At 74.3% G+C, this 22,255-nt stretch carries 21 protein-coding genes; 13 read left to right on the forward strand and 8 right to left on the reverse strand.

What is annotated here, in order from left to right; genetic code table 11:
• The first annotated feature begins 62 nt into the window (after positions 1-62).
• The 3 genes from ACZ6ZN_RS24620 (at position 63) to ACZ6ZN_RS24630 (ending at position 2,438) form a co-directional block, all read left to right on the forward strand.
• Positions 63-752 (forward strand): phosphatase PAP2 family protein, encoded by a 690-nt coding sequence (locus ACZ6ZN_RS24620; protein ID WP_451878203.1) that lies wholly within the window; start codon positions 63-65, stop codon positions 750-752.
• Positions 753-863: 111 nt separating this feature from the next.
• Positions 864-1,553, forward strand: coding sequence for an HAD family hydrolase (locus tag ACZ6ZN_RS24625; RefSeq protein ID WP_469649460.1), 690 nt, complete (start codon positions 864-866; stop codon positions 1,551-1,553).
• A gap of 198 nt (positions 1,554-1,751) precedes the next feature.
• Positions 1,752-2,438 (forward strand): TetR/AcrR family transcriptional regulator, encoded by a 687-nt coding sequence (locus tag ACZ6ZN_RS24630; RefSeq protein WP_398108484.1) that lies wholly within the window; start codon positions 1,752-1,754, stop codon positions 2,436-2,438.
• Here the strand turns inward: ACZ6ZN_RS24630 and ACZ6ZN_RS24635 are convergent.
• Positions 2,426-3,928 (reverse strand): LVIVD repeat-containing protein, encoded by a 1,503-nt coding sequence (locus ACZ6ZN_RS24635; protein ID WP_469649463.1) that lies wholly within the window; start codon positions 3,926-3,928, stop codon positions 2,426-2,428. The two genes, ACZ6ZN_RS24630 and ACZ6ZN_RS24635, sit on opposite strands and share 13 nt — an antisense overlap.
• A 190-nt stretch (positions 3,929-4,118) precedes the next feature.
• Between ACZ6ZN_RS24635 and ACZ6ZN_RS24640 the strand changes: the two genes are divergently transcribed.
• The gene (locus tag ACZ6ZN_RS24640) at positions 4,119-4,775 is read left to right on the forward strand and encodes a DUF305 domain-containing protein (RefSeq protein WP_469649467.1); all 657 of its coding nucleotides are present in this window, start codon (positions 4,119-4,121) and stop codon (positions 4,773-4,775) included.
• A gap of 58 nt (positions 4,776-4,833) precedes the next feature.
• Here ACZ6ZN_RS24640 and ACZ6ZN_RS24645 read toward each other — a convergent pair whose 3' ends face one another.
• Positions 4,834-5,289, reverse strand: coding sequence for a DUF6214 family protein (locus tag ACZ6ZN_RS24645; RefSeq protein ID WP_469649469.1), 456 nt, complete (start codon positions 5,287-5,289; stop codon positions 4,834-4,836).
• A 187-nt stretch (positions 5,290-5,476) separates the two neighbouring features.
• Positions 5,477-5,827 carry an ArsR/SmtB family transcription factor gene (locus tag ACZ6ZN_RS24650; RefSeq protein WP_398108488.1) on the reverse strand — a complete coding sequence of 117 codons (351 nt, stop codon included), beginning with the start codon at positions 5,825-5,827 and terminating at the stop codon, positions 5,477-5,479.
• A gap of 118 nt (positions 5,828-5,945) precedes the next feature.
• Between ACZ6ZN_RS24650 and ACZ6ZN_RS24655 the strand changes: the two genes are divergently transcribed.
• Together ACZ6ZN_RS24655 and ACZ6ZN_RS24660 are read left to right on the forward strand one after the other, a co-directional pair.
• Positions 5,946-7,025 carry an NADH:flavin oxidoreductase/NADH oxidase gene (locus ACZ6ZN_RS24655; RefSeq protein WP_469649472.1) on the forward strand — a complete coding sequence of 360 codons (1,080 nt, stop codon included), beginning with the start codon at positions 5,946-5,948 and terminating at the stop codon, positions 7,023-7,025.
• 416 nt (positions 7,026-7,441) lie between these two features.
• Positions 7,442-8,230 (forward strand): pectate lyase, encoded by a 789-nt coding sequence (locus tag ACZ6ZN_RS24660; RefSeq protein ID WP_469649475.1) that lies wholly within the window; start codon positions 7,442-7,444, stop codon positions 8,228-8,230.
• Positions 8,231-8,387: 157 nt separating this feature from the next.
• Here the strand turns inward: ACZ6ZN_RS24660 and ACZ6ZN_RS24665 are convergent, their stop codons facing one another.
• Positions 8,388-9,146 carry a PaaX family transcriptional regulator C-terminal domain-containing protein gene (locus ACZ6ZN_RS24665; RefSeq protein WP_469649477.1) on the reverse strand — a complete coding sequence of 253 codons (759 nt, stop codon included), beginning with the start codon at positions 9,144-9,146 and terminating at the stop codon, positions 8,388-8,390.
• A gap of 75 nt (positions 9,147-9,221) precedes the next feature.
• Here ACZ6ZN_RS24665 and ACZ6ZN_RS24670 point away from each other — a divergent pair, with 75 nt between their 5' ends.
• Positions 9,222-10,886, forward strand: coding sequence for a DNA alkylation response protein (locus tag ACZ6ZN_RS24670; protein ID WP_469649480.1), 1,665 nt, complete (start codon positions 9,222-9,224; stop codon positions 10,884-10,886).
• A 116-nt stretch (positions 10,887-11,002) separates the two neighbouring features.
• Positions 11,003-13,051, forward strand: coding sequence for a HEAT repeat domain-containing protein (locus ACZ6ZN_RS24675; protein ID WP_469649482.1), 2,049 nt, complete (start codon positions 11,003-11,005; stop codon positions 13,049-13,051).
• Between the two features lie 219 nt (positions 13,052-13,270).
• Here the strand turns inward: ACZ6ZN_RS24675 and ACZ6ZN_RS24680 are convergent, their stop codons facing one another.
• Positions 13,271-13,855 (reverse strand): Rv1733c family protein, encoded by a 585-nt coding sequence (locus ACZ6ZN_RS24680; protein WP_469649484.1) that lies wholly within the window; start codon positions 13,853-13,855, stop codon positions 13,271-13,273.
• Positions 13,856-14,020: 165 nt separating this feature from the next.
• Here ACZ6ZN_RS24680 and ACZ6ZN_RS24685 point away from each other — a divergent pair, with 165 nt between their 5' ends.
• Positions 14,021-15,178: a WD40/YVTN/BNR-like repeat-containing protein gene (locus ACZ6ZN_RS24685; protein ID WP_469649487.1), complete on the forward strand. Its 1,158-nt coding sequence runs from the start codon at positions 14,021-14,023 to the stop codon at positions 15,176-15,178.
• A 121-nt stretch (positions 15,179-15,299) separates the two neighbouring features.
• On the opposite strand, the gene ACZ6ZN_RS24690 is transcribed toward ACZ6ZN_RS24685, so the two are convergent.
• A complete protein-coding gene (locus tag ACZ6ZN_RS24690; RefSeq protein ID WP_398108496.1) occupies positions 15,300-15,977 on the reverse strand; it encodes a uracil-DNA glycosylase in 678 nt (225 codons plus the stop codon).
• Positions 15,978-16,140: 163 nt separating this feature from the next.
• Here ACZ6ZN_RS24690 and ACZ6ZN_RS24695 point away from each other — a divergent pair, with 163 nt between their 5' ends.
• Both ACZ6ZN_RS24695 and ACZ6ZN_RS24700 read left to right on the forward strand, forming a co-directional pair.
• Entirely contained in the window at positions 16,141-17,112 is a 972-nt protein-coding gene (locus ACZ6ZN_RS24695; RefSeq protein WP_469649850.1) for an N-acetylglucosamine kinase, read from the forward strand.
• A gap of 110 nt (positions 17,113-17,222) precedes the next feature.
• A complete protein-coding gene (locus ACZ6ZN_RS24700) occupies positions 17,223-18,146 on the forward strand; it encodes a sirohydrochlorin chelatase (RefSeq protein ID WP_398108498.1) in 924 nt (307 codons plus the stop codon).
• Between the two features lie 74 nt (positions 18,147-18,220).
• Here ACZ6ZN_RS24700 and ACZ6ZN_RS24705 read toward each other — a convergent pair whose 3' ends face one another.
• Together ACZ6ZN_RS24705 and ACZ6ZN_RS24710 are read right to left on the reverse strand one after the other, a co-directional pair.
• On the reverse strand, positions 18,221-19,240 hold the full coding sequence (locus ACZ6ZN_RS24705) for a lactonase family protein (RefSeq protein ID WP_469649490.1): 1,020 nt from the start codon (positions 19,238-19,240) through the stop codon (positions 18,221-18,223).
• 90 nt (positions 19,241-19,330) lie between these two features.
• Positions 19,331-20,821: an FUSC family protein gene (locus tag ACZ6ZN_RS24710; protein ID WP_451878190.1), complete on the reverse strand. Its 1,491-nt coding sequence runs from the start codon at positions 20,819-20,821 to the stop codon at positions 19,331-19,333.
• 197 nt (positions 20,822-21,018) lie between these two features.
• Between ACZ6ZN_RS24710 and ACZ6ZN_RS24715 the strand changes: the two genes are divergently transcribed.
• Positions 21,019-21,495, forward strand: coding sequence for an Lrp/AsnC family transcriptional regulator (locus ACZ6ZN_RS24715; protein WP_333929967.1), 477 nt, complete (start codon positions 21,019-21,021; stop codon positions 21,493-21,495).
• Positions 21,496-21,514: 19 nt separating this feature from the next.
• Complete coding sequence (locus tag ACZ6ZN_RS24720) at positions 21,515-22,210, forward strand: HAD family hydrolase (protein ID WP_469649492.1); 696 nt, start codon at positions 21,515-21,517, stop codon at positions 22,208-22,210.
• Positions 22,211-22,255: the final 45 nt, after the last annotated feature.

Here is a 22,255-nt window from a genome sequence, read left to right on the forward strand (position 1 = left end):
CGGGTGGCGGGAGATCGTCCCCGCGCTGGTTTCGGAACCCCGGGTTCGGCGACTATCGCTGTATGCACACCTCGTCCGTCGACTCCCCGCCCCGCCCGGAGCACCGCGTCACCGCCACGCTCGCCGGTGCCCTGGCCGTGTGCTCGGCCCTGCTGCTGACCCTCGTCGCGGCGAGATGGAGTCCTCTCGTCACCGCGGACGGCGACATCGCGGCCACCACCCACCGCTGGGCGGTCGAGGAGGGCGGCCTCACCCAGGCGTGCCGCATCCTGACCGACTGGGTCTGGGACCCGTGGACGATGAGGCTGCTGTGCGCGGCCGTGGTCGTGGCGCTGGTGGTGCGGTTCGCGGCACGCTGGACGGCGGTGTGGCTGGCCGTGGCCGTGGCGTTCGGCACGCTGCTGCAGCAGGGCGTCAAGGCGGCCGTGGACCGGCCCCGCCCCGTGTGGCCCGACCCGGTCGACTCGGCCCACTACGCGGCCTTCCCCTCGGGTCACGCGATGACCGCCACCGTGGTGTGCGGACTGCTGCTGTGGCTCCTGCACCGCCACGGCGTCACCCGGGCGGTGTGGCGCACGGCCCTGGCCGTGGCCGTCGTCTCCGTGGTGGGCGTGGGCCTGACCCGGATCTGGCTGGGCGTGCACTGGCCGTCGGACGTGATGGGCGGCTGGCTCCTGGGTGCGACGGTCGTGGCCCTGGCGGTGTGGGCGCACACGCGGTGGCAGCCGGGGCGGATGGACGCGCAGGACTGAACGGGTCCGCGCCCGGCCGGCCACCACCCGGCCCGTCGCGCCCGGCGGGCCCCGCCCACCGGCCTCCGCAATCGCCGACGGGCGCGGGGCGGCGCCTCATAGGATCGCCCCATGAACGCCGTGCTGTTCGACTTCTCCGGGACCCTCTTCCGGGTCGAGTCCACCGATGCCTGGCTGCGCGGGGCCATGGTGGGCAGCCGGACCCCGCTCTCCGACACCGAGTTGACCGCCGCGGCACGGGCGCTGGAGGCGGTCGGGGCGCTCCCCGGCGGCGGGGATCCGGCCCGGGTCCCCGCGGAACTCGCCGAGACCTGGCAGGTCCGCGACCGCAGCGCCGCACTGCACCGGGCCGCCTACACCGGCCTGTCCCGCCAGGTCCTGCTGCCCGACCCGGCGCTGCACGACGCGCTGTACGACCGGCACATGACCCCGGCCGCCTGGGCCCCCTACCCGGACGCCCCGCAGGTGCTGCGGGCCCTCGGGGAGCGCGGCATCCCGGTGGGGGTGGTCAGCAACATCGGCTGGGACCTCCGGCCGGTCTTCCGGGAGCACGGCCTGGACCGCTACGTGGACACCTACGTCCTGTCGTTCGAGCACGGTATCCAGAAGCCCGATCCGCGCCTCTTCGCGACCGCGTGCGAGGCGCTGGGGGCCGATCCCCGCAGGACGCTCATGGTCGGGGACAACCGCGTGGCGGACGGCGGCGCCGGCGCCCTGGGGTGCGCGGTGCACTTCGTGGACCATCTGCCGGTGGCCGACCGGCCCGCCGGACTGCTGCCCGTGCTGGAGCTGGTGGGCTGAGCCCGGGCGACGTGGACGCACCATGCGTTCCGGCGAGAGGTGGTAGCCCGGGGCGACCACCGGGGCGTTCGCACGTCTGCCTCGGACGATCCCCCGCGTCGCCCGAGGCAGACGGCATCGCCGGCCAGGACCGAGCGGTCCGGCCGGACACCCTCCGAGTATAGTTGGCTGGCAGCCAGTCAACGCAGGAGTTACAGGATGTCCCCGCGCAGCGCCTCGGTCAATGAAGAGTTGCGGCGGCGTTCCCGGGAGCGGCTCCTGCAGGCGGCGGTCGAGCTCGTGGGCGAGCGCGGCTACGAGGCCACCACGCTCGGCGACATCGCGGACCGGGCCGGCTCGGCGCGCGGCCTGGTGTCGTACTACTTCCCGGGCAAGCGGCAGCTGGTCCAGTCCGCCGTGCACCGGCTGATGCACCGCACGCTGGAGGAGGCGCTGGAGCGCGAGCCGCGCACCGACGACGGCCGGGAGCGGATGGCCCGGGCCATCGACGCCGTCCTGGGCCTCGCCCGCGACCGGCCGGTGCTGATGCGCCAGCACATGGCGGGGATCCTGGACACCGAGGGCTTCATGCAGTGCCCGGAGCAGCGCCGGCTGGCGGAGCTGCTGCGCGACACGATGGCGCGGCACGGCTCCGAGGACGTCGACCGGGACTACCCCATGATGCGGGCCCTGCTGATGGGCGCGGTGTACGCGGCCCTGGTGCCGGGCGTGCCGATGCCGGTCCCGGTGCTGCGGGCCGAGTTGTTCAAGCGCTACCGGCTCGACTGGGAGCTGGGTCTCCCGCCGGAGGCCGGGGCCTCCGGCGGGGACTGCGACGACGATCTGTCGCGGTTCTTCGCGACGGGGGCCGCACCGCGGTGCGGCCCGGCGGATCAGTCGAAGTAGTCGGGCTGGGTTTGCACGTTGAGCTCACGCTGGTGGACCCGGCGGGCCGGATCCGTGCGCCGGTCGTCGACCTTCAGCACGTCGAAGCCCCGGGCGATCTCGTTCGAGTAGATGTAGCCGTTGTAGTAGTACGCCGACCAGGAGCCGGCCGTCGTGATCGTGTCGGTGGTCAGCGGGCCGCGGTCGAAGTAGGCGATCTCCTTCGGCCGGTCCGAGTCGGTGAACTCCCAGACGGAGACACCGCCCTGGTACCAGGCCTGGACCATGATGTCCCTGCCCTTGACCGGGATGAGCGAGCCGTTGTGGGCGACGCAGTTCTCGGTGTCCGCCTGGTGGCGGGGGATCTTGAAGTAGCTGCGGAAGACGAGCTTGCGCTGGTCGCCCTTGCCGACGATGTCGTAGATGCCGTCGGCGCCGCGGTTCGGGCCGACCTGGGCGTTGCAGGTGGCCCCGCCGCCGCCGCCCAGCTCGTCGGTGAAGACGACCTTGTTCGCCCGCTGGTTGAACGTCGCGGAGTGCCAGAACGCGAAGTTGACGTTGTCCTGGACCCGGTCGATGACCTTGGGGCGTTCCGGGTCCTTGATGGAGAAGAGGATGCCGTCGCCCATGCAGGCGCCCGCGGCCAGGTCCTCGGACGGGAGCACCGTGATGTCGTGGCAGCCCGTGGTCTTGGAGACCCCCGGGTTGACCGGGCCGCCCGGGTTGCCGCCGCCGTCCGGGCCCTCACCGGGGAACAGCACGGGGAAGCCGACGACCTGGGCCTTCTCGGGGGCGTGGCGCGGCACCTTGATGACGGAGATGCCGTCGTGCGGCGGCTGGCAGTCGGGGTAGGCGGCGTTGGGCGAGTACGAGGAGACGTACACGTACACGTTGCGGCGCTCGGGCACCAGCGTGTGGGTGTGCGAGCCGCAGGCGGTCTCGACGGCGGCGACGTACCTCGGGTTGCGCTTGTCGCTGATGTCGAAGACCTTCATGCCCTCCCACGAGGACTTCTCGGTCGCCGGCTGGGTGGTGCTGGAGCAACTGCTGTCGCTGCGCGAGGAGTCGGTGGACAGGAACAGCAGGTCACCGGAGACGGAGATGTCGTTCTGCGAGCCGGGGCACAGGACTTCGGCGACGGTCCTCGGCGCCCTGGGGTTGCTGATGTCGAAGATGCGGAAGCCGTCGTAGTTGCCGGCGAAGGCGTACCTGCCCTGGAAGGCCAGGTCGGAGTTCGTGCCCTTCAGCGCGTCCTTGGGGACGTGCGCCACGTGCCGGATGTTGTCGGACCGGACGATCTCGTCCTGGCCGGGTATGTCGCCGTTCCGGATGGCGTCGCGCACCTCGGCCTGGGCGTTCCTGGAGACCTCCTTCGGCGCGGGCGGCGCGTCCCCGGGGTCGGGGGTGGCCCCTGCCGGAGCAGCCGTGAGGAGCGCGGCCAGCATTCCGCCGGCGGCTGCGACGACTCCCAGTCGTCTGCGGCGTGTTCTGCGGTCGTTCAACAGGATCACTGTTTTCCTCCCTGGTTCCGTTCGCTGCGGAACGGTTCACGCACCACGCAGTATCGTCTTCGCCATGCACATACCAATAGGGGGCAACAGAATCGCAATGAAGTTTTGCGATCAATGACCCGCGGAAGCGTGCCAGTACGCCGTCGGCACCACGCGGTGCGCCCCAACCCGCCCGCCCCAGGAGGTCGTTGTGCTCTTCCGCCGTGCGTCCCGTACGTCCCGCGCGTCCGCCGTCGTGACGGGGCTGGTCGTCCTGACCGTGCTCGGCGCGGGAGGCTGCGACTCGGGCTCGGACGGGAAGGCGGCGGACGGCCCGGCGGTGATCGCGCCGGGCGGGCCCGGTGAGGCCAACCGCACCCTGTCCCCCGAGGAGGTGGCGGACCGGCACGCGGAGAACGACTCCCCCAACTCGGCCGACGTCTCCTACGTCCGCATGATGATCCAGCACCACACGCAGGCGCTGGAGATGACCGGACTCGTGCAGGAGCGGGCCGAGTCGAAGGACGTCGAGCGCATCGCCGAGCGCATCGCGGCCGGGCAGAAGCCGGAGATCGAGGCCATGAAGGGCTGGCTGAAGTCGTACGGCAGACCGCTGAGGGCCGAGCGGCACGACCACGCGGCGATGCCCGGCATGGCGGCCGAGGCCCAGCTGAAGAAGCTCCGCGCGGCCGAGGGCAGCGCGTTCGACCACCTCTTCCTCACCCTGATGACGACCCATCACCAGGGGGCGATCACCATGGCCACGGAGGTGAAGGGGGAGGGCAACAACATCCGCGTCGAGGAGATGGCGGACGAGGTGATCGCGCAGCAGACGAGCGAGATCACCCGTATGCGGAACATGCTCTGAGCGGCTCGCCCGGCGCGGCCGGGTGGGGGTCCGGCCGGGCGCCGTGCGGGCCGGAAGGTCAGCGTCTGGCCCGGCGCGCCGGCAGCAGACCGGCGTCCCTGGCCTGGCCGATCAGCCTGAGGGAGGTGCGGCGGCCATGACCGGTCGCGGACATCACGGCGAGGACCGGGTCGGTTCCGGACCGCTGGGCTGCGCGGTACTCCCGGGCGACGAGCTGCCGCCCCTCGGCGCCACGCGGGGGTACCGGCCTCGCCCGGCGGCCCGGGCCGTCTCCCCCGGCCTCGGGCCCGGCGGCGCACGCCCCGGCGACCGACTCCTCGATCCAGTCGGCGAGCACCGCCAGATCGTCCAGGGTCAGCGCGGGCTGGGCGCGCACCTCCTCGACGCAGACGGTTCCGCCGGCCACCAGTGCCAGCGCGTCGACACGGGCTCCGTCCGCGAAGGCCAGACGCAACTCGAACCAGCGCGTGGCGCCCTCGCTCTCCCGCACTTCCCACGCGGGGCGCACGGACACCGCACCGTCCGCGGGAGAGCGATCAGAAAGATGAAGAAAGGATGCTTCGACCACACACGGAACGTAACCGCATGATCACATTCCCTACAGATCGGACACGCGTCCCCGGCGGCGCACTGCACCCTGTCAGCGCAGCCGCGGCGGCGGCGCACGCGTACTTCCGACCGCCCGGACGCCCGCCGGACCGTCAGTCCGCGAGGCGGGCGGCCTGCCGGGCCGCGGCCTCCAGCAGTGCGTCCAGCAGACCGGGGAACAGGGCGTCCAGATCGTCGCGCCGCAGCCCGTTCATCTTGGCGGTCCCGCGGTACACCTGCCGGATCACCCCGCTCTCCCGCAGCACCCGGAAGTGGTGGGTCGTCGTCGACTTGGTCACCGGCAGCTCGAAGTGGGAGCAGGACAACTCCCCCACCGCGGCGGCCAGTTCCCGCACGATACGCAGCCGCATCGGATCGGACAGCGCGTGCAGCACACCCTCCAGCCGGACCTCGTCCCGTGCGGGATGCGGCAGAGCACGGCTACTCACGGCGGGGGTCGTCACGACGGCCTCACTTCCTCGGGAGTTCCCATGGTACGAGAACCTTCGTAGTTTGACACTCGCCGTACTACGAAGGCTATCGTACGAGGAGACCTCGGCCCCCTGACGAACGGAGTCCGCCGTGACCGCGCTCTTCGAGCCCTTCACCCTGCGCGATGTGACGATCCCGAACCGCGTGTGGATGCCCCCGATGTGCCAGTACTCGGCCGCGCCGGAGGGTCCGGAGGCCGGCGCCCCGACCGACTGGCACTTCGCCCACTACGCCGCCCGCGCCACCGGCGGCACGGGCCTCGTCATCGTCGAGGCCACCAGCGTGTCCCCGGAGGGCCGCATCTCGCCGTACGACCTCGGCATCTGGAACGACACGCAGGTGGCGGCCTTCCGCCGGATCACCCGCTTCCTGCGGGAGCAGGGCACGGTCCCGGCGATCCAGCTGGCCCACGCCGGCCGCAAGGCGTCGACGGAGCGCCCGTGGAAGGGCGGCGCCCCGGTCGGCCCGGAAGGCCACGGCTGGGACTCCGTCGCCCCCAGCGCGATCGCCTTCGACGAGCGGCACCCGGTCCCGGCCGAGCTGACGGCCGCACAGATCGGGGACGTGGTGCGGCAGTTCGCGGACGCGGCCCGGCGGGCACTGGCCGCCGGCTTCGAGATCGCGGAGATCCACGGCGCCCACGGCTACCTGATCAACGAGTTCCTCTCACCCCACTCCAACCAGCGCACCGACGCCTACGGCGGCTCCTACGAGAACCGCACCCGCTTCGCGCTCGAGGTCGTCGACGCCGTTCGCGCCGTCTGGCCGGACGACAAGCCCCTGTTCTTCCGCATCTCGGCGACCGACTGGCTCGACGAGGGCGGCTGGACGGCGGACGACACCGTTCGCCTCGCCGGCGATCTGCGCGCCCACGGAGTCGACCTGCTGGACGTCTCCACCGGCGGCAACGCCTCCGGGGTCCACATCCCCACCGGCCCCGGCTACCAGGTGCCCTTCGCCGCCCGGGTCCGCGCCGAGACGGGCCTCCCGGTCGCCGCCGTCGGCATGATCACCGACGCCGAGCAGGCGGAGAAGATCCTGGCCAACGGCGAGGCGGACGCCGTCCTGCTGGGCCGTGAACTGCTGCGCAACCCCTCATGGGCCCGGCACGCCGCACGGGAGCTCGGGGGCGAGGTGCACGTGCCGGACCAGTACCACCGCTCGGTCTGAGCCGACCCCCGCACCCGCCGTCGACCCCCGCACGCCCCGCGGACCGGCCGCACTCGCCGTCGACCGGCCGCGCTCGCCCCCCGGGGCGCGAGCGCGGCCGGTTTCGCCGTTCCGGGGCGAGCACTCCCCCACCATGACGGCCGACCCCGACCGGCCGGACGGACGGCCGGATGTGTTCTGCGCGAGGCGTTGACCAGAAAGCGCTTACCGTCTACGTTCCGTTCAGTGGGTTGACCCGGATGCGTCCGCACAGGGCGCCCGCCGCACCCTGCCCGACGCCATGAGCTGCACGCCTTGGTGGATGTAGATGCATACCGGGACACACACGCAACCGCACCGGACGACAGCTTGACCGTCGTCCGTGTACATGAACCACCCGAACCTGATCGGCCCCCACGACAGAAGGAATCGGGACCATGACGATTGCGACCCGACCGCGCGCCCGCGGGCGCGCACCGATCGGCACTATGGCCATCCTCGGCCTTTCCATTGGCATGGTCATGACCATGCAGGCCCCGACGGCGAGCGCCGCCACCTGGCCCACACCCAACGGCAGCCAGGGCACCTCCTCCACCATCGCCGTGTCCGGCACCAAGGACTACGGGATGAAGCGGTACTACGGCACGGGCGACCTGGCCGGCGACGGCCAGGAGGAGGGCCAGGACCCCATCTTCCGGCTCGCGGACGGCGCGGTGCTGAAGAACGTCGTCCTGGGTGCCCCGGCCGCCGACGGCATCCACTGCGAGGGCAGTTGCACGCTGCAGAACGTCTGGTGGGAGGACGTCGGCGAGGACGCCGCGACCTTCCGCGGCGGCACCGGCGCCACCTACCACGTGATCGGCGGAGGGGCGAAGAAGGCGGCGGACAAGGTCTTCCAGCACAACGGCGGTGGCACGCTCAACATCTCCGGCTTCGCGGTGCAGGAGTTCAAAACGCTCTACCGCTCCTGCGGCGACTGCTCCACGCAGTACACCCGCAAGGTCAACCTCGACACCATCGACGTGACCGGCACGGGATCCACCGCGCGGCTCGTCGGCATCAACGTCAACCGCAACGACGTGGCCACCCTGCGCGGCATCACGATCCGCAACGACTCCGCGCGCAAGGTCGTGCCCTGCCAGAAGTACAACAACAACACCGCGGTCGGGTCCGGCCCGGACAGCAAGAACTGCCTGTACTCCACCTCGGACATCACCTACCGGTAGTCCGGGGAGACCTCCCCCCACGGTGACGGCGGCCGTGCGGAGCGCCCCGGCGGGCGCTGCGCACGGCCGTCCACGTCGTGGCACCCCCGCCCCAGCCGGTCGAGCCGACCGGGCGCCTTCCGGGCGCCTTCCGGGTGCCTTCCGGGCGCCTTCCGGGTCATGTGCCGCGCACGCGCGCGTGCACCGCCCCGGTCAGCTCCCGCTGGTAGGCGGTGTAGGCGGCACGCAGTTCGTCCCCGGGCCAGTCGGCCGGCAGGAGGCTCGGGGGCAGCACCGGATCGGCGAGCAGATGCCGGACGACCGCGGCGTACGCGGTGAGGCGGTCGGCGGGCCGGTCCGCCCCGGCGATGTGGGCGAGGAGGTCCCGGGCCGTGCCGGACCAGGTGTCCAGGGGCCACAGCGACGCGGTGAGTTCGCGGGCGGGGCGCTCGGGCCGGGCCGTGTACCGCTGGACGACCTCACCCAGGTCCGCGGGGAGCTCCCGGGCGAGATTGGCGGGCCTGAGCCAGACGCCCTCGCGCAGTTCGGCCAGCCGCAGGCCGGTCAGCCGGGTCCTCAGATCGGCGCGTGCGGCGGGCCCCCGGCCGGTCGCGGTGACGACGGCCATCTCCCAGTCGCCGTCCCACGCACGCGTGCGGGGCCGTACGGCGTCGTCCTGGCGGCGCTGACGGTCCAGCAGACGGTCGTTGAGACGGTAACCGGCGTCGGTGCGCCGCAGATCGCCGGCGGCCACCATCCGGCTGAGCGCCGCGCGCAGGGTGGAACCCCCGACGCCGAACCCCTCGACGAGCGGCACCAGCTCCCGGGTCGCCAGCTCCGGGGGGTGCGTGCCGAGCAGCAGGCTCAGCACGACCGACCGCGCGGACAGGGGGCGCAGATCGAGCGCGCCGGACCGCGCGGGCACGTTCCTGGGCATGGTCACGTACTGTACGCGGCACCCTGCGATGTTGCACTATTGCTGCGGCCGTAGAAGGAGTGCAACACTCGGCGCATGGTCTCGACACCAGAGGAACCGCGGGCGTACGGCTCACCCGCCACGCACGACGTCACCAACCAGGCCCCGCCCCTCACCCCGTACGACGCCTCCGAGGACGCGGCACTGCTGGAGGGGCTGCGGCGGGAGGGCGCCGGCTGGGCCGAGGCGGACCTGCGGCGGCTGGGCCGGCAGGCCGGCAGCGTCCAGGCGCAGGAGTGGGCGGATCTGGCCAACCGGCACGAGCCGGAGCTGCACACGCACGACCGGTACGGCAACCGCGTCGACGAGGTCCGGTTCCATCCGAGCTGGCACCACCTGATGCGGACGGCCGTCGCGGAAGGACTGGCGGGCGCGCCCTGGGCGGAGGACCGGCCGGGCGCGCACGTCGCCCGGACGGCCGGCGGCCTGGTCTGGGGCCACACCGAGGCGGGACACGGCTGCCCGACCTCCATGACGTACGCGGCCGTCCCCGCCCTGCGCCGCCAGCCGGAGCTGGCCAAGCTCTACGAGCCGCTGCTGACCAGCCGCGAGTACGACCCCGCCCTGCGCGAGCCCACCGAGAAGCGGGGGCTGCTCGCCGGCATGGGGATGACCGAGAAGCAGGGCGGCTCCGACGTCCGCACGAACACCACGAGGGCCACGCCCACGGCCGAACCCGGGGTGTACACCCTGCGCGGGCACAAGTGGTTCACCTCCGCGCCCATGTGCGACGTGTTCCTGGTGCTGGCCCAGGCCCCGGACGGTCTGTCCTGCTTCCTGGTGCCGCGCGTGCTGCCGGACGGCACCCGCAACACGTTCCGCATCCAGCGCCTGAAGGACAAGCTGGGCAACCGGTCCAACGCCTCCTCGGAGCCCGAGTTCGACGGCACGGTGGCCTGGCTGGTCGGCCCCGAGGGGCACGGCGTCAAGACGATCATCGAGATGGTCAACTGCACGCGTCTGGACTGCGTGACGATGTCGGCCGCGTTGATGCGCAAGTCCCTGGTGGAGGCGGGGCACCACGCGCGGCACCGCAGGGCGTTCGGCGCACGGCTGCTGGACCAGCCGCTGATGCGCAACGTCCTGGCCGACCTCGCGCTGGAGTCGGAGGCCGCGACAGCGCTGACACTGCGCCTGGCCGGGGCGGCCGACCGGGCCGTCCGGGGGGACGCGCGGGAGAGCGCGTTCCGCCGGATCGCCACGGCCGTGGGCAAGTACTGGGTGACCAAGCGCGGTCCGGCCTTCACGGCCGAGGCCCTGGAGTGCCTCGGCGGCAACGGCTACGTCGAGGACTCGGGCATGCCCCGGCACTACCGCGAGGCACCCCTGCTGTCCATCTGGGAGGGCTCCGGGAACGTCAACGCGCTCGACGTGCTGCGGGCGCTGGGCCGCGAACCCGGCACGGCCGACGCCCTGTTCGGCGAACTCGCCCTGGCACGCGGCGCGGACGCCCGGCTGGACGCGGCGGTGGCACGGCTGAAGCAGCAGCTGACGGAGGCGACGCAGACGACGGCACGCCGCCTCGTCGAGGACATGGCTCTGGCGCTCCAGGGCTCGCTGCTGGTGCGGTACGCCCCGCCCGCGGTCGCCGACGCCTTCTGCGCGACCCGGCTCGGCGGCGACTGGGGGCACGCCTTCGGGACACTGCCGGAGGGGGCGGCCCTCGACGCGGTCGTGGAGCGGGCGCTGCCCGGCGACTGACCCACAGTCAGCCAACCAGCAGACAGATTGCGCACAGTCACCCCCTGCTTCCGCTTCGTTGTCGGTGCCGTGGTGCAGACTCCCCGTCAGTCGGCACTTCGCCTGGGGAGGACAACGTGTTCAGGGGGATCGACGAGGTCGACTGGGCCTCGCTGCGGCACGCGGACGGCAGTGCGCAGGACATGCCCGGACTGCTGCGGGGACTGGCCTCCGCCGATCCCGCCGAGCGGGGGACCGCGCTCGACGGGATGTACGGCGCCGTGCACCGGCGGGGGGACGTGTACGACGCGACACTCGCGTGCGTCCCGTTCATCCTCTCGCTCGCCGTCCGCGAGGAGGTGCCGGACCGGGCGGAGGTCCTGGAACTCCTCGTCAGCATCGGCGACCTCGGCGGTGACGGCGACGCGCTCGCCGCACGGGCCCGGGCCGCGCTCCGCGCGCGTGCCGAGGTGTTCGTACGGCTCGCGGGGGACGCCGACAGCGGGGTGCGCCGGGTGGTGCCGGGGGCGCTGGTGCGGTTCCTCGACGGGCCGGGCCGGGTGCTGTCGCTGCTGCGGGAGCGCATCCTCGTGGAGCGGGACGACCGGGTGCTGACGGCCCTGGCGGAGGCCCTCGGCCTGTTCGTCCGGCGGCACGGGCACGCCGCGGCCCGGTCGCCCCGCCGGCACCGGTTACGCCTCGGCCCCGACCACGGCGCCGAGGCCGTGCGCCTGCTTCAGGCGCTGAGCGGGCCTCCGTACGGCCCGTCCCTGCGGCTCGCCGCCCTCGGCCAGCTCGCCGGGTGCGCCCCCGGGCGGCTGCCCGGCGATGTGGTCCCGGTCGCCGTCGGGCTGCTCAGGGAGAGATCCGGTCGGCGGACCGCGCAGGGCCACGCCTGCGGCGATCCCGGCCCCGAGACCCTCGCCGGGCGGCTGCGGCGGCTGCGTCCGTCCGACGAGGAGGGCTCCCGGCTGCTGCGCGCCCTGCACTCCGGGCTCGGGAGCCGCCTGGCCGACCGGGCGGAGTTGCTGTGCGGGCAGTTGTCGAGTCCCGACCCCGTCGACCGGTGCAACGGGGTGTGGATGGCGGCCGGGTTCGTCCGGGAGTGGCGCGACGGTCACGAGCGGCCGGTCGCCCTCGTCGGTGCGCAACTCGGGTGCCGCGAGGACCGGTTGCACGATGCCGCGGTGACCGTCCTGGCGGAGTTGCACGCCCTCGCGGCACCCGCCGCCGGGCCTCTGCACGCCCTGGTGACGTCCCGCCCCGAGTTCCGCATACGGCACGGCGAGCGGGGCGGCCCCGCTCTGGGCGGTGCGCTCAAGGCCCTCGCGCGAGCGGGCGACGCGCGTGCCACGCCGGTGCTGGCCGAGGTGCTGGCCGGTCCGGTCGTGCCGCACGATCTCGGCCGGGTCATACCCCACCTGGGCCCGGCGGCCGCGCCCCTTGCCCCGGCCCTGCGGCGACGGCTCGCCCGCGTGCCGCCGGACAGCCCCTGCACCCACGAGCAGGCCGTCCCCCTGCTGGCGGCGCTCGGGTCCCTGGGCGACGTCTCCTCCCTGCCTTGGGTTCTGCGGCTGCTGCGTGGCATGCCGGAGCGGGCGCGGGGCCGTGAGGCCGTCGTGCACGCGGCGGTCGACGCCCTGGGCGCCTTCGGTGGGGAGGCGCGGGAAGCGGTCCCGGACCTGCGGGCGTTGCTGGTGACCGGCTGTGCCGTCGCCGCCGCGGAGGCCCTGTGGTCGGTCACCGGAGACGCGGACGCGGTCGTGCCCGCGCTGCTGCGGGAGGTGGCGGCGCCGGGGAGGGACCGGCGGCGCCGCGCGGCGGCCGTCCTCGCGCGGCTCGGACCGGCGGCCCGGCCGGCCCTGCCGGAACTGCGCCGCCTGGCGGGCTCCGGCGACCCGCTGGAGCGAGCGACGGCAGCGTGCGCGGTGTGGCGGACCACGGGCGAAGCGGACCGGGTCCTGCCCGTCCTCCGCGCCTGCTGGACCGACCATCCGCACACGCGCGTGGTGATCGCCGGGTGCGCCGCCTCCCTGGGGCAGGAGGGCGCACCCCTGCACGGCCTGCTCCGCGAGGAACTCGCCTCCCCCCGGCGGCACAGAACCGACCTCGCGGGCGGCCGCGCCCTCCACGAGGACCTGGTGCTGCTGCGGCTGTGCGGGGAGGCGCTGGGGGCGGCGGGGTAGGCACGTCGGGGGGCCGGGGTGCGGCGGGGCACGGACCTGTCGGGACCGGGCGAGGAGAAGTGCCGCTGCGCTTCGTCCCGGGTTGCCGCGGCGTCCGTGGGACGGGGCCGCGGCGCCGGCCGGGGCGAAGCACGCGAAGCAGCCCCGTGGAGGTGCTTCGCAGGGTGGCGTGGGGCCCGGCGGCGGTGGGCCCGTGGCGTCGGCCGTCCGTCCGGGTCCTCACCCCGCGGTGCGGCCCCACAGCGGGTCGAAGCGGGCCCACGCGGCGTCCCAGGAGTCGATGCGGCGGCGCTCCAGGCGGCGGCCCACCACGCCGCCGAAGAGCAGCGGAACGGCCGCGGCGCAGACGCCCGCCACCCCGCCGGTCAGCACCGCGCGGAAGCGTGCCTGGGACGCGGTCAGCGGGCGGGTCACCCGGCGGCCCTCCGGGTCCGTCCACACGGTGACGGGCGTCCCGGCGGGGCTGCCCTCCGGGACCCGGAGCAGGCCGGTCCGCACGGAGCCGTCGGGCGCCGTCCACCGGGCCGTCGCCCAGACCTGGTCGGCAGGGGACGAGCCGCGGTCCCGGACCGGCGCTCCCGGAGCTCGCTCGGCGAGGCGGGCCATCGCGGGACGCCACTCGACGCGCTCACGGGCCAGTCCCTCCTCGACCGAGCGGCACACGTGCGTCCCGGCGAGCACCCCGGCGACGACGGTGAGCGTCCACACGCCCAGCAGGACCCAGGTCTCCAGCCTGTCGGCCGGGCGTTTGAGCGGATTGCGGCGCCAGCGCCACAGCCACATCGTCGGACCCCGCCATGCCATCGAGGGCACCTCCTCACCGGCGGCCGGTGGGGCCGCCGTCCTCCCCATACGCGCCGGGGCCTGCCGATGCTCAGTGCACCGACCCAGGTGGGAGGCGGGCGCCGGCGCGGCAGCGCGCGACACCCCGCTGACCTGCGCCGCAACCCGGTCCGGAGGTGACTGTCAGTGGTGGGGTGCAGACTGGCCGATGTCGGAGGAGAAGGCGTCGACGGTGACGCCGCGGAGGTGATCGGCATGACCGAGGTACTGCTCGCCGTGGGCACGCGCAAGGGCCTGTTCATCGGGCGCCGCCGGGACGGCGGGGCCTGGGAGTTCGACGAGAGTCCCAACTTCAACGCGCAGGCCGTGTACTCGGTCGCCATCGACACCCGCACCGCGTCCCCGCGGCTGCTGGCCGGCGGCGACAGCGCGCACTGGGGCCCGTCCGTGTTCCACTCCGACGACCTCGGCCGGTCGTGGACCGAACCGGCCCGGCCGGCCGTCAAGTTCCCCAAGGACACCGGCGCGTCCCTGGAGCGGGTGTGGCAGCTGCACCCGGCGGCGGCCGAACCCGACGTGGTGTACGCGGGTACGGAACCGGCCGCGCTGTACCGCTCGGAGGACCGGGGCGAGACGTTCGACCTCGTGCGGCCGCTGTGGGAGCACCCGACGCGCGCGAAGTGGGTGCCGGGCGGTGGCGGCGAGGGCCTGCACACGGTGCTCACCGACGCGCGCGACCCCGGAGCGGTGACGGTGGCCGTCTCGACCGCCGGAGTGTTCCGCACCCTGGACGGCGGCGCGAGCTGGTCACCCTCCAATTCCGGTGTGTCGGCGGTGTTCCTGCCCGACCCGAACCCGGAGTTCGGCCAGTGCGTGCACAAGGTCGCCCGGGACGCGGCGGACCCGGACCGGCTGTACCTGCAGAACCACTGGGGCGTGTACCGCAGTGACGACGCGGGCGCGCACTGGACGGACATCGGCGAGGGCCTGCCGTCGACGTTCGGTTTCGCGGTGGCGGCCCATCCGCACCGGGGCGACACGGCGTACACGTTCCCGATCAACGCCGACGCCGACCGGGTCCCGGCGGACCGCCGCTGCCGGGTCTACCGGACGGCGGACGCGGGCAAGAGCTGGGAGCCGCTGTCGGCGGGCCTGCCCCGTGACGACCACTACGGCACGGTGCTGCGGGACGCGATGTGCACGGACGACGCGGACCCGGCGGGCGTCTACTTCGGCAACCGCAACGGCGAGGTGTTCGCCTCGGCGGACGACGGGGACAGCTGGCAGCAGGTGGCCTCGCACCTGCCGGACGTGCTGTGCGTACGCGCAGCGGTCGTCGGCTGAGTCGAACGGGGCGTCCCGCTGAGGCGGCCGACGGGCCCCGCCCGTGGTCCGGGGCACCCCGGCGACCGCCGGTCGCGGTCGCCGAAACTGCGCAAGGGGCGGCCCCGGCGGCGCGGCGAGGTTACGGAAGCCGCCAGTCGACCGGCTGGCCGCCCAGCTTCATCAGCAGGTCGTTGGCCCGGCTGAACGGGCGTGAGCCGAAGAAGCCGCGGTCAGCCGACATCGGTGAGGGGTGGGCCGACTCGATCGCCGGGAGGTCGCCCAGCAGGGGGCGCAGGTTGCGCGCGTCGCGGCCCCACAGGATCGACACCAGCGGCTTGCCGCGTGCGGCCAGCGCCCGGATCGCCTGCTCGGTGACCTCCTCCCAGCCCTTGCCGCGGTGCGCGCCCGGTTTGCGGGGCGCGGTGGTGAGGGCCCGGTTGAGCAGCAGGACACCCTGCCGCGTCCACGGTGTGAGGTCGCCGTTGGACGGGCGGGGCAGGCCCAGGTCGGAGTGCATCTCGCGGTAGATGTTCTCCAGGCTCCCCGGCAGCGAGCGCACCTCCGGCGCCACGGCGAAGCTCAGGCCGATGGCCATCCCCGGTGTGGGGTAGGGGTCCTGCCCGACGATCAGGACGCGGACGTCGTCGAAGGGTTGCTGGAAGGCGCGCAGGACATGGGCGCCGGCCGGCAGGTAGGTCCGGCCCGCCGCTATCTCGGCCCGGAGGAAGTCCCCCATGGCGGCGATGCGTTCGGCCGCGGGTTCCAGGGCCTTCGCCCACCCTGCTTCGACAAGTTCGTGCAACGGTCGTGGTGCCACGACGCGTCACTCTACTGGCAGACACCGTGCACCGGCGCCGGCGCCGGGTCGTCGCCCCCTGCCGCGGGCACGCCGCTAGTGTTCCTCCCCGTCGAGCTCGCGGGCCGGGGCCGGGCGGAAGGCGCGGCCGGCCCGCCGTGAAGGAGGGGTCGTGTCGCGTCCCGTGGACTGCGGGTTCCTCGCCGTGGACTCCGGCGGGTCCGGCCTCCGGGTGGTGGTGGGGACCGCCGGGCGCGGGCCGCTGACCCGGCGGTCCTCCGCCGAACCGGTCCGCACCGGCGCCCGGGGCATCGACCCCGAGCACTTCCTGTCGCAACTCCTGCCGCTCGCCCGCGCGTCGGCGGCGGAGGCCGGTCCGGTACGGCTGACCACCGCCGTCGTGGGCGCGGCCGGGCTCGCCACCCTGGGCGAGGCGCTGCGCGCGGAGCTGCCCGGCGCCCTGGCGCGCGAACTGGGTGTGCGGCGGCTGGCGCTGGCCGCCGACGCGGTGACGGCCTACGCGGGTGCCCTGGGCACCCGTCCGGGTGCCGTCGTCGCGGGCGGCACCGGCCTGATCGCGATCGGCACGGATCTGGCCGGCTGGCGCCGGGCGGACGGCTGGGGGCACCTGCTGGGCGACTGCGGAGGCGGGGCGTGGATCGGACGGGCCGGGCTGGAGGCCGCGCTGCGCGCCCACGACGGCCGGGAGGGCGGCTCCGCCCGGCTGCTGGCCCGTGCCGAGGAGGCGTTCGGGCCGGCGGCGGAGCTGCCCGGCGCGCTGTACCCGCGTCCCGACCGGCCCGCCGTCCTCGCGTCCTTCGCGCCCCGGGTGGCTGAGTGCGCCGACGAGGACCCGGTCGCCGCGAGCATCCTGCGTGCGGCGGCCCGGCACATGGCCGACTCCCTGGCAGCGGTGTGCCCGCGCGGCGGGGAACCGTACGTGGCGGCCACCGGCGGACTGTTCAGGATGGGCGAGGTGCTGCTCGGACCGCTCGACGAGGAACTGGCGCAGCGGCTGCCGCAGGTGCGCCGGGTGCCCGCGGAGGGAGATCCCCTGCACGGCGCGGTGCGCCTGGCGACCGAGCTGAGCGCCGGCTCCCTCGCCCTGCCCGAGGACGAGGCCCTGCTCAGCGTGACCACCCTGACGGGCGATTGACCCCATCACACCCGAACCGTACGCAACTCATCCGACAAAACGGGACGGATACCGCTCACCTGCACCCTCCCCGAACAGGGGAGCCCAGGAAGCCAGTAACATGCGACGCCATGAGTTCCCCCACTGGGCCCGCGTCCGGCCTGCCAGTACGAATGCCGCGCCCCCGCCAGCCCGGACGGCACCGCCGCCCCGAGCCGCTGGTGGCTCCCGAGGGCGCGCCGGCGCTCGTCCTCGCGGTCCCGGGCACGCCCAGCGGTGCCACGCGCGGCCTCGCCGAGGAGGTCGTGAGCATCGCCCGCTCCGAGCTGCCCGGCCTCGACGCCCGCATCGGGTACCTGGACGGGGACAACGAGGAGTTCCCGACCCTGCAGTCGGTGCTCGCGTACGCCGCCGAGGAGCGCACCGCCCGCTTCGAGCAGGCGCGCGCCGCGGGTCTGGACGTGCGGGAGCCGGACGGGCCGGTCGCCGTCGTCGTGCCGCTGCTCGCCGGCCCGGACAGCGCGCTGCTGCGCCGGGTCCGCCAGGCCGTGATGGAGAGCCGGATCGCCGCCGAGCTGACGGACGTGCTCGGTCCGCACCCGCTGCTCGCCGAGGCGCTGCACGTGCGGCTGTCGGAGGCCGGTCTGGCGCGTGCCGACCGCGCCCGGCTGTTCACCGTGGCGACCGCCGCCGACGGCATCGTCCTGGCGTCCGTGGGCGGTGACGAGGCGGTGCAGGCGGCCGGGATCACCGGCATGCTGCTCGCCGCCCGCCTTGCGGTGCCGGTGATGGCGGCGGCCCTGGACCAGGAGGGTTCCATCGCGTCCGTGGCCGAGCAGCTGCGTTCCTCCGGGTCGCAGCAGCTGGCCCTCGCGCCCTACCTGATCGGCCCGGAGATCGAGCCGGGACTGGTCCAGGAGGCCGCGAAGGAGGCCGGGTGCTCGGCCGCGGAGTCGCTCGGTGCGTACCCGGCGATCGGGAAGCTGGCCCTCGCCAAGTACACGACCGCCCTCGGCATCACGCCGCAGCAGGCTCAGAGCACGCCGGCGCGCTGACGCCCGGCGTCCCACCGCACGCAGAAGGCCCGTTCCGGCGCGGAACGGGCCTTCGTCGTGTATGCCGGGCGCGGTCAGCCGATGACCACGCAGGACGCGGCCGGGAGCTCGACCGAGCCCTCGCGGCGGGGGACGCCGGTGTCGGGGTCCACCGTGAACCAGGTGACGTCGCCGGAGCGCTCGTTGGCGACGTACAGCCGGCGGCCGTGGGCCGTGAGGGCCCGCGGCCAGTGGCCTCCGCAGGGCACCATGGTGACCAGCCGCAGGTCCTCGCCCTCGACGGCGAGGACGGACAGCACGTCCTCGCCGCGCGTGGCGGTCCACACGAAGCGGCCGTCGCGGGAGACGGCGATGCCCGACGGGTAGGCGTCGCCCGCCGGCGCGCCGGGCAGGACGCCGGTTTCCGCGAGGGGGGTGAGCACGCCCGCGGTCGCGTCCCAGCGGCAGACGGTGACGGACGGGTGCAGCTCGTTGACGACGTACGCGCGCGTGCCGTCCGGGTGGAAAGCCAGGTGCCGGGGTCCCGAGCCGGGCTCCAGGGCGGTCTCCCGGTGCAGGACCGGAACACCGTCGGCCAGGGTGCACACCCGCACCGAGTCGGTGCCGAGGTCGACGCTGACGGCCCAGCGGCCGCTCGGGTCGGCCTGCACCTGGTGGGCGTGCGGTTCCCCCTGGCGCTGCGGGCAGGGCCCCGATCCGGTGTGCCGCAGCGCGCCGGACGCCGGTCCGGTGAGGGTGCCGTCGGGGTGCAGGGGGACGGCGGTGACGCTTCCGGAGCCGTAGTCGGCGGTGAGGACGTGTCCGGCGAACACGCCGAGGTGCGTGGGCCCGCCCCCGACCCGGACGGCGGGCCCGGCGGGTTCCGGCTCGTCCCCGCCGACCCGGTACGCCGTCACCGTGCCCTCGGAGGTCTCGCTGACGGCGTACAGCGTGCCGCCGCCGGGCGCGAGGGCGAGGTAGGAGGGGTCGGCGAGGTCGTCCAGGCGGCTCAGGACGGTCAGTGCGCCGCTGTGGGCGTCGACCCGCGCGGTGACGAGGCCGGGGCCGCCGGCCGTCGTGAACGATCCGATGTACGCCCGTCTGCCGTCCGTCACCGCTGTCCCCTCTCGTCGCGAGCCGTCCGGAAGGCCGCGCAGCCGATCATGCGCGGTCTAGACCAACGGGTCAAGGGCGCCCTGGTGTCCTCAGGCGCCGACCAGTGGGGAGCCCGAGGGGGCGCGCAGGGGCCGGGCGAGTTCGGCGAGGGCCCGCTCCAGGCCGTGGAGGTGGGCGAGAGCGGGCTCCGAGACGGCCGGCCCGTCGGCGTCGAGGGTGATGTCGCGGCCCTCGGTGAGGGCCTCGACCGCCGTCTCGACGCGCGCGCAGGCCGCGGCGAGGCGGGCGTCGTGGGAGGCCTCCGGGTCGGCGGCGACGGCGACCAGGCCGCGGATCTCCCGGGCGCAGTCGTCGAGGAGGTCCAGGACGTGCCGGGCCCGCCGCTTGCGCCCGAGCACGGGGTTCAGGGGGTGCACCAGCGGGGCGACCGAGAGCCGCACCCGGGCGAGGAGCTGCTCCAGTTCCGCCACGCGCGGGGCCGGGTCGGCGTCGGGCGCACCCGCCAGGCGCCGGGCGGTCTCGGTGGCGCAGGCGTGCACACAGCCCAGCGCGCGCCGGATCCAGGCGTCGGTGACGCTGTGGGTGGTGACGGGCAGGACCAGGATCACGGCCAGGACCGCGCCCAGCGCCCCGACGACGGTCTCGGCGAGCCGCAGGGCGAGCAGTCCGGGCCCGAGCACCCCGAGCAGGCCGTACAGCAGCCCGGCGAGCAGGGTCACCCAGAGCATCATCCAGGTGTAGGAGACGGCCGCCGTGTAGAAGATGCCGAAGACGCAGACGGCCGCGAGCAGGGCGGTGCCGACCGGGTCCCCGTGGACGGGCACGGCCACCAGCAGGCCGAGGCCGATGCCGATGACCGTGCCGAGCAGCCGCCGGAAGCCGCGGACCAGGGTCTCGCCGCGCGAGGTGGTGTTGACGAAGATCCACCAGGTGGCGCCGACGGCCCAGTACCAGCGCTGCCCCGACACCAGCTGCCCCACGATCAGGGCGAAGCCGGCGCCCGCGGTGGCCTGGACCGCCTGGCGGGTGGTGACGCGGGCCAGGCCGGTGCCGCCCGGCGGGGCGGGCGGCACCGGCAGGGGCAGGCGCCGCTCGTAGCACCACAGGCCGAAGCGCACCGCGGCGGCGGCCAGGACGGACAGCAGGACCGCGGCGTACAGCTCGGGCAGCTGGCCGGTCGTGGCGTGCAGGAACTGCGCCACGAAGAAGTTCATGAAGGCGAAGACGCCGAGGCTGTGGCCGCGCGGACCCCACCGGCGCGCGTACACACCCGCGCCGACCACGGCGAGGAAGGTGAGGTCCCGGGCGACCGGATGGTCGTGGAGGACGGCCGCCGCGGTGAGGACGGGCAGGCCGACGGCGGGCAGCAGCGCGGTGGTGACGGCCTGGCCGCGGACGGTGGCGTCGGTGACGGTGAACAGGGCGAGCAGGGCGGCGAGGCCGCCGGTGACGGCGCCCGTGAGGGAGTGCCCGGCGAGGCCGCTCAGGGCGACCGCCAGTGCGATGCCGAGCACCGCGCGCGTGGCGAACCGCAACCGCGTCCGCCCCGGATCCGGGGCCGTGAACACCCTCTTCAGCACCGCCTACCGCCTCCTTCGTCCCCGCACGTGGCGTGGGCATGGAAAAGGCGCCGCGGAGTCCGCAGCGCCATCGACTCACCCATATCAGCATCCCGTCCGCCAGTGGCTCAACTCGCTGCTTCTAGACTGGGCCATTGGCACAGCCGGGACCGCACGGAAGCGGCCATGGCAGAGCCATCGGACGAGGAGGACGTGCGATGCCCGTGGACGAGCTCGACACCCGCATCCTGCGGCTGCTGCTGGAGCAGCCGCGTACCAGCGTGCGCGAGTACGCCCGGATCCTCGGTGTCGCCCGGGGCACGCTCCAGGCGCGACTCGACCGGCTGGAACGGACCGGGGTGATCACCGGCACCGCGCCGGCCCTCTCCCCCGCCGCGCTCGGGCATCCGGTGCTGGCGTTCGTGCACGTCGAGGTCACCCAGGGGCATCTCGACGAGGTGGGCGACGCGCTGGCGGCCGTGCCGGAGATCGTCGAGGCGTTCTCGATCACGGGTGGCGGGGACCTGCTGGCGCGGGTGGTGGCGCGGGACAACGCGCACCTGGAGGACGTCGTCCAGAAGCTGATCAGCATGCCCGGGGTCGTACGCACCCGCACCGAGGTCGCCCTGCGCGAGCGCGTCGCGCACCGGCTGCTCCCGCTGGTGGAGTCGATCGGGCGGTCGGCCCGGGGATGACCTTTGAGAGCATGGCGGCATGAGCAGGCTCCGCGGCCTTTCGGTCATCTTCGATCTCGACGGAACGCTGGTGGACAGCGAGCCGAACTACTACGAGGCCGGCCGGCAGACCCTCGCCGCCCACGGCGTCCCCGACTTCACCTGGGCGGACCACGAGCGGTACGTCGGCATCAGCACGCAGGAGACCGTCGCGGACTGGAAGGAGCGGTACGCCCTGCCGGCCACGGTGGAGGAGCTCCTCGCCGCGAAGAACCGGCGCTACCTGGACCTGGCGCGCGGCGCCACCCGCGTCTTCCCGGAGATGCGCGCCTTCGTGGACCTCCTGGCCGCCGAGGAGGTGCCCATGGCCGTGGCCTCGGGATCCTCGCCGGAGGCGATCGCGGCGGTGCTGACCGGCACCGGCCTCGACGCGCAGCTGCACACGGTGGTCTCGGCCGACGAGGTCGCGCACGGAAAGCCCGCACCCGACGTCTTCCTCGAGGCGGCCCGCCGCCTCGGCGCGTCCCCGGCCGACTGCGTCGTCGTCGAGGACGCCGCTCCGGGCGCCGCCGCAGCGCACGCGGCCGGCATGCGCTGCATCGCCGTCCCGTACGTCCCCGCGCAGGCCGCAGCCCCGGAGTTCGCCACGGCCGGCCTCCTGCTGCGGGGCGGACAGCGGGAGTTCACGGCGCGCGGCGCCTACGACTGGCTCGTGGAGTCGGCTGCCCCGTCCTGACGCCGGGCGGGTGTACGAACTTTTTTGCGGCGGAGGTGATTGTTT

Source organism: Streptomyces sp. NPDC053665 (genome assembly GCF_055585285.1).

Coding starts and splice junctions, on each gene's coding strand:
- ACZ6ZN_RS24620 (WP_451878203.1), top strand. CDS start 63: ATGCACACCTCGTCCGTCGACTCCCCGCCCCGCCCGGAGCACCGCGTC.
- ACZ6ZN_RS24625 (WP_469649460.1), top strand. CDS start 864: ATGAACGCCGTGCTGTTCGACTTCTCCGGGACCCTCTTCCGGGTCGAG.
- ACZ6ZN_RS24630 (WP_398108484.1), top strand. CDS start 1,752: ATGTCCCCGCGCAGCGCCTCGGTCAATGAAGAGTTGCGGCGGCGTTCC.
- ACZ6ZN_RS24660 (WP_469649475.1), top strand. CDS start 7,442: ATGACGATTGCGACCCGACCGCGCGCCCGCGGGCGCGCACCGATCGGC.
- ACZ6ZN_RS24665 (WP_469649477.1), bottom strand. CDS start 9,146: ATGCCCAGGAACGTGCCCGCGCGGTCCGGCGCGCTCGATCTGCGCCCC.
- ACZ6ZN_RS24670 (WP_469649480.1), top strand. CDS start 9,222: ATGGTCTCGACACCAGAGGAACCGCGGGCGTACGGCTCACCCGCCACG.
- ACZ6ZN_RS24680 (WP_469649484.1), bottom strand. CDS start 13,855: ATGGCATGGCGGGGTCCGACGATGTGGCTGTGGCGCTGGCGCCGCAAT.
- ACZ6ZN_RS24700 (WP_398108498.1), top strand. CDS start 17,223: ATGAGTTCCCCCACTGGGCCCGCGTCCGGCCTGCCAGTACGAATGCCG.
- ACZ6ZN_RS24715 (WP_333929967.1), top strand. CDS start 21,019: ATGCCCGTGGACGAGCTCGACACCCGCATCCTGCGGCTGCTGCTGGAG.
- ACZ6ZN_RS24720 (WP_469649492.1), top strand. CDS start 21,515: ATGAGCAGGCTCCGCGGCCTTTCGGTCATCTTCGATCTCGACGGAACG.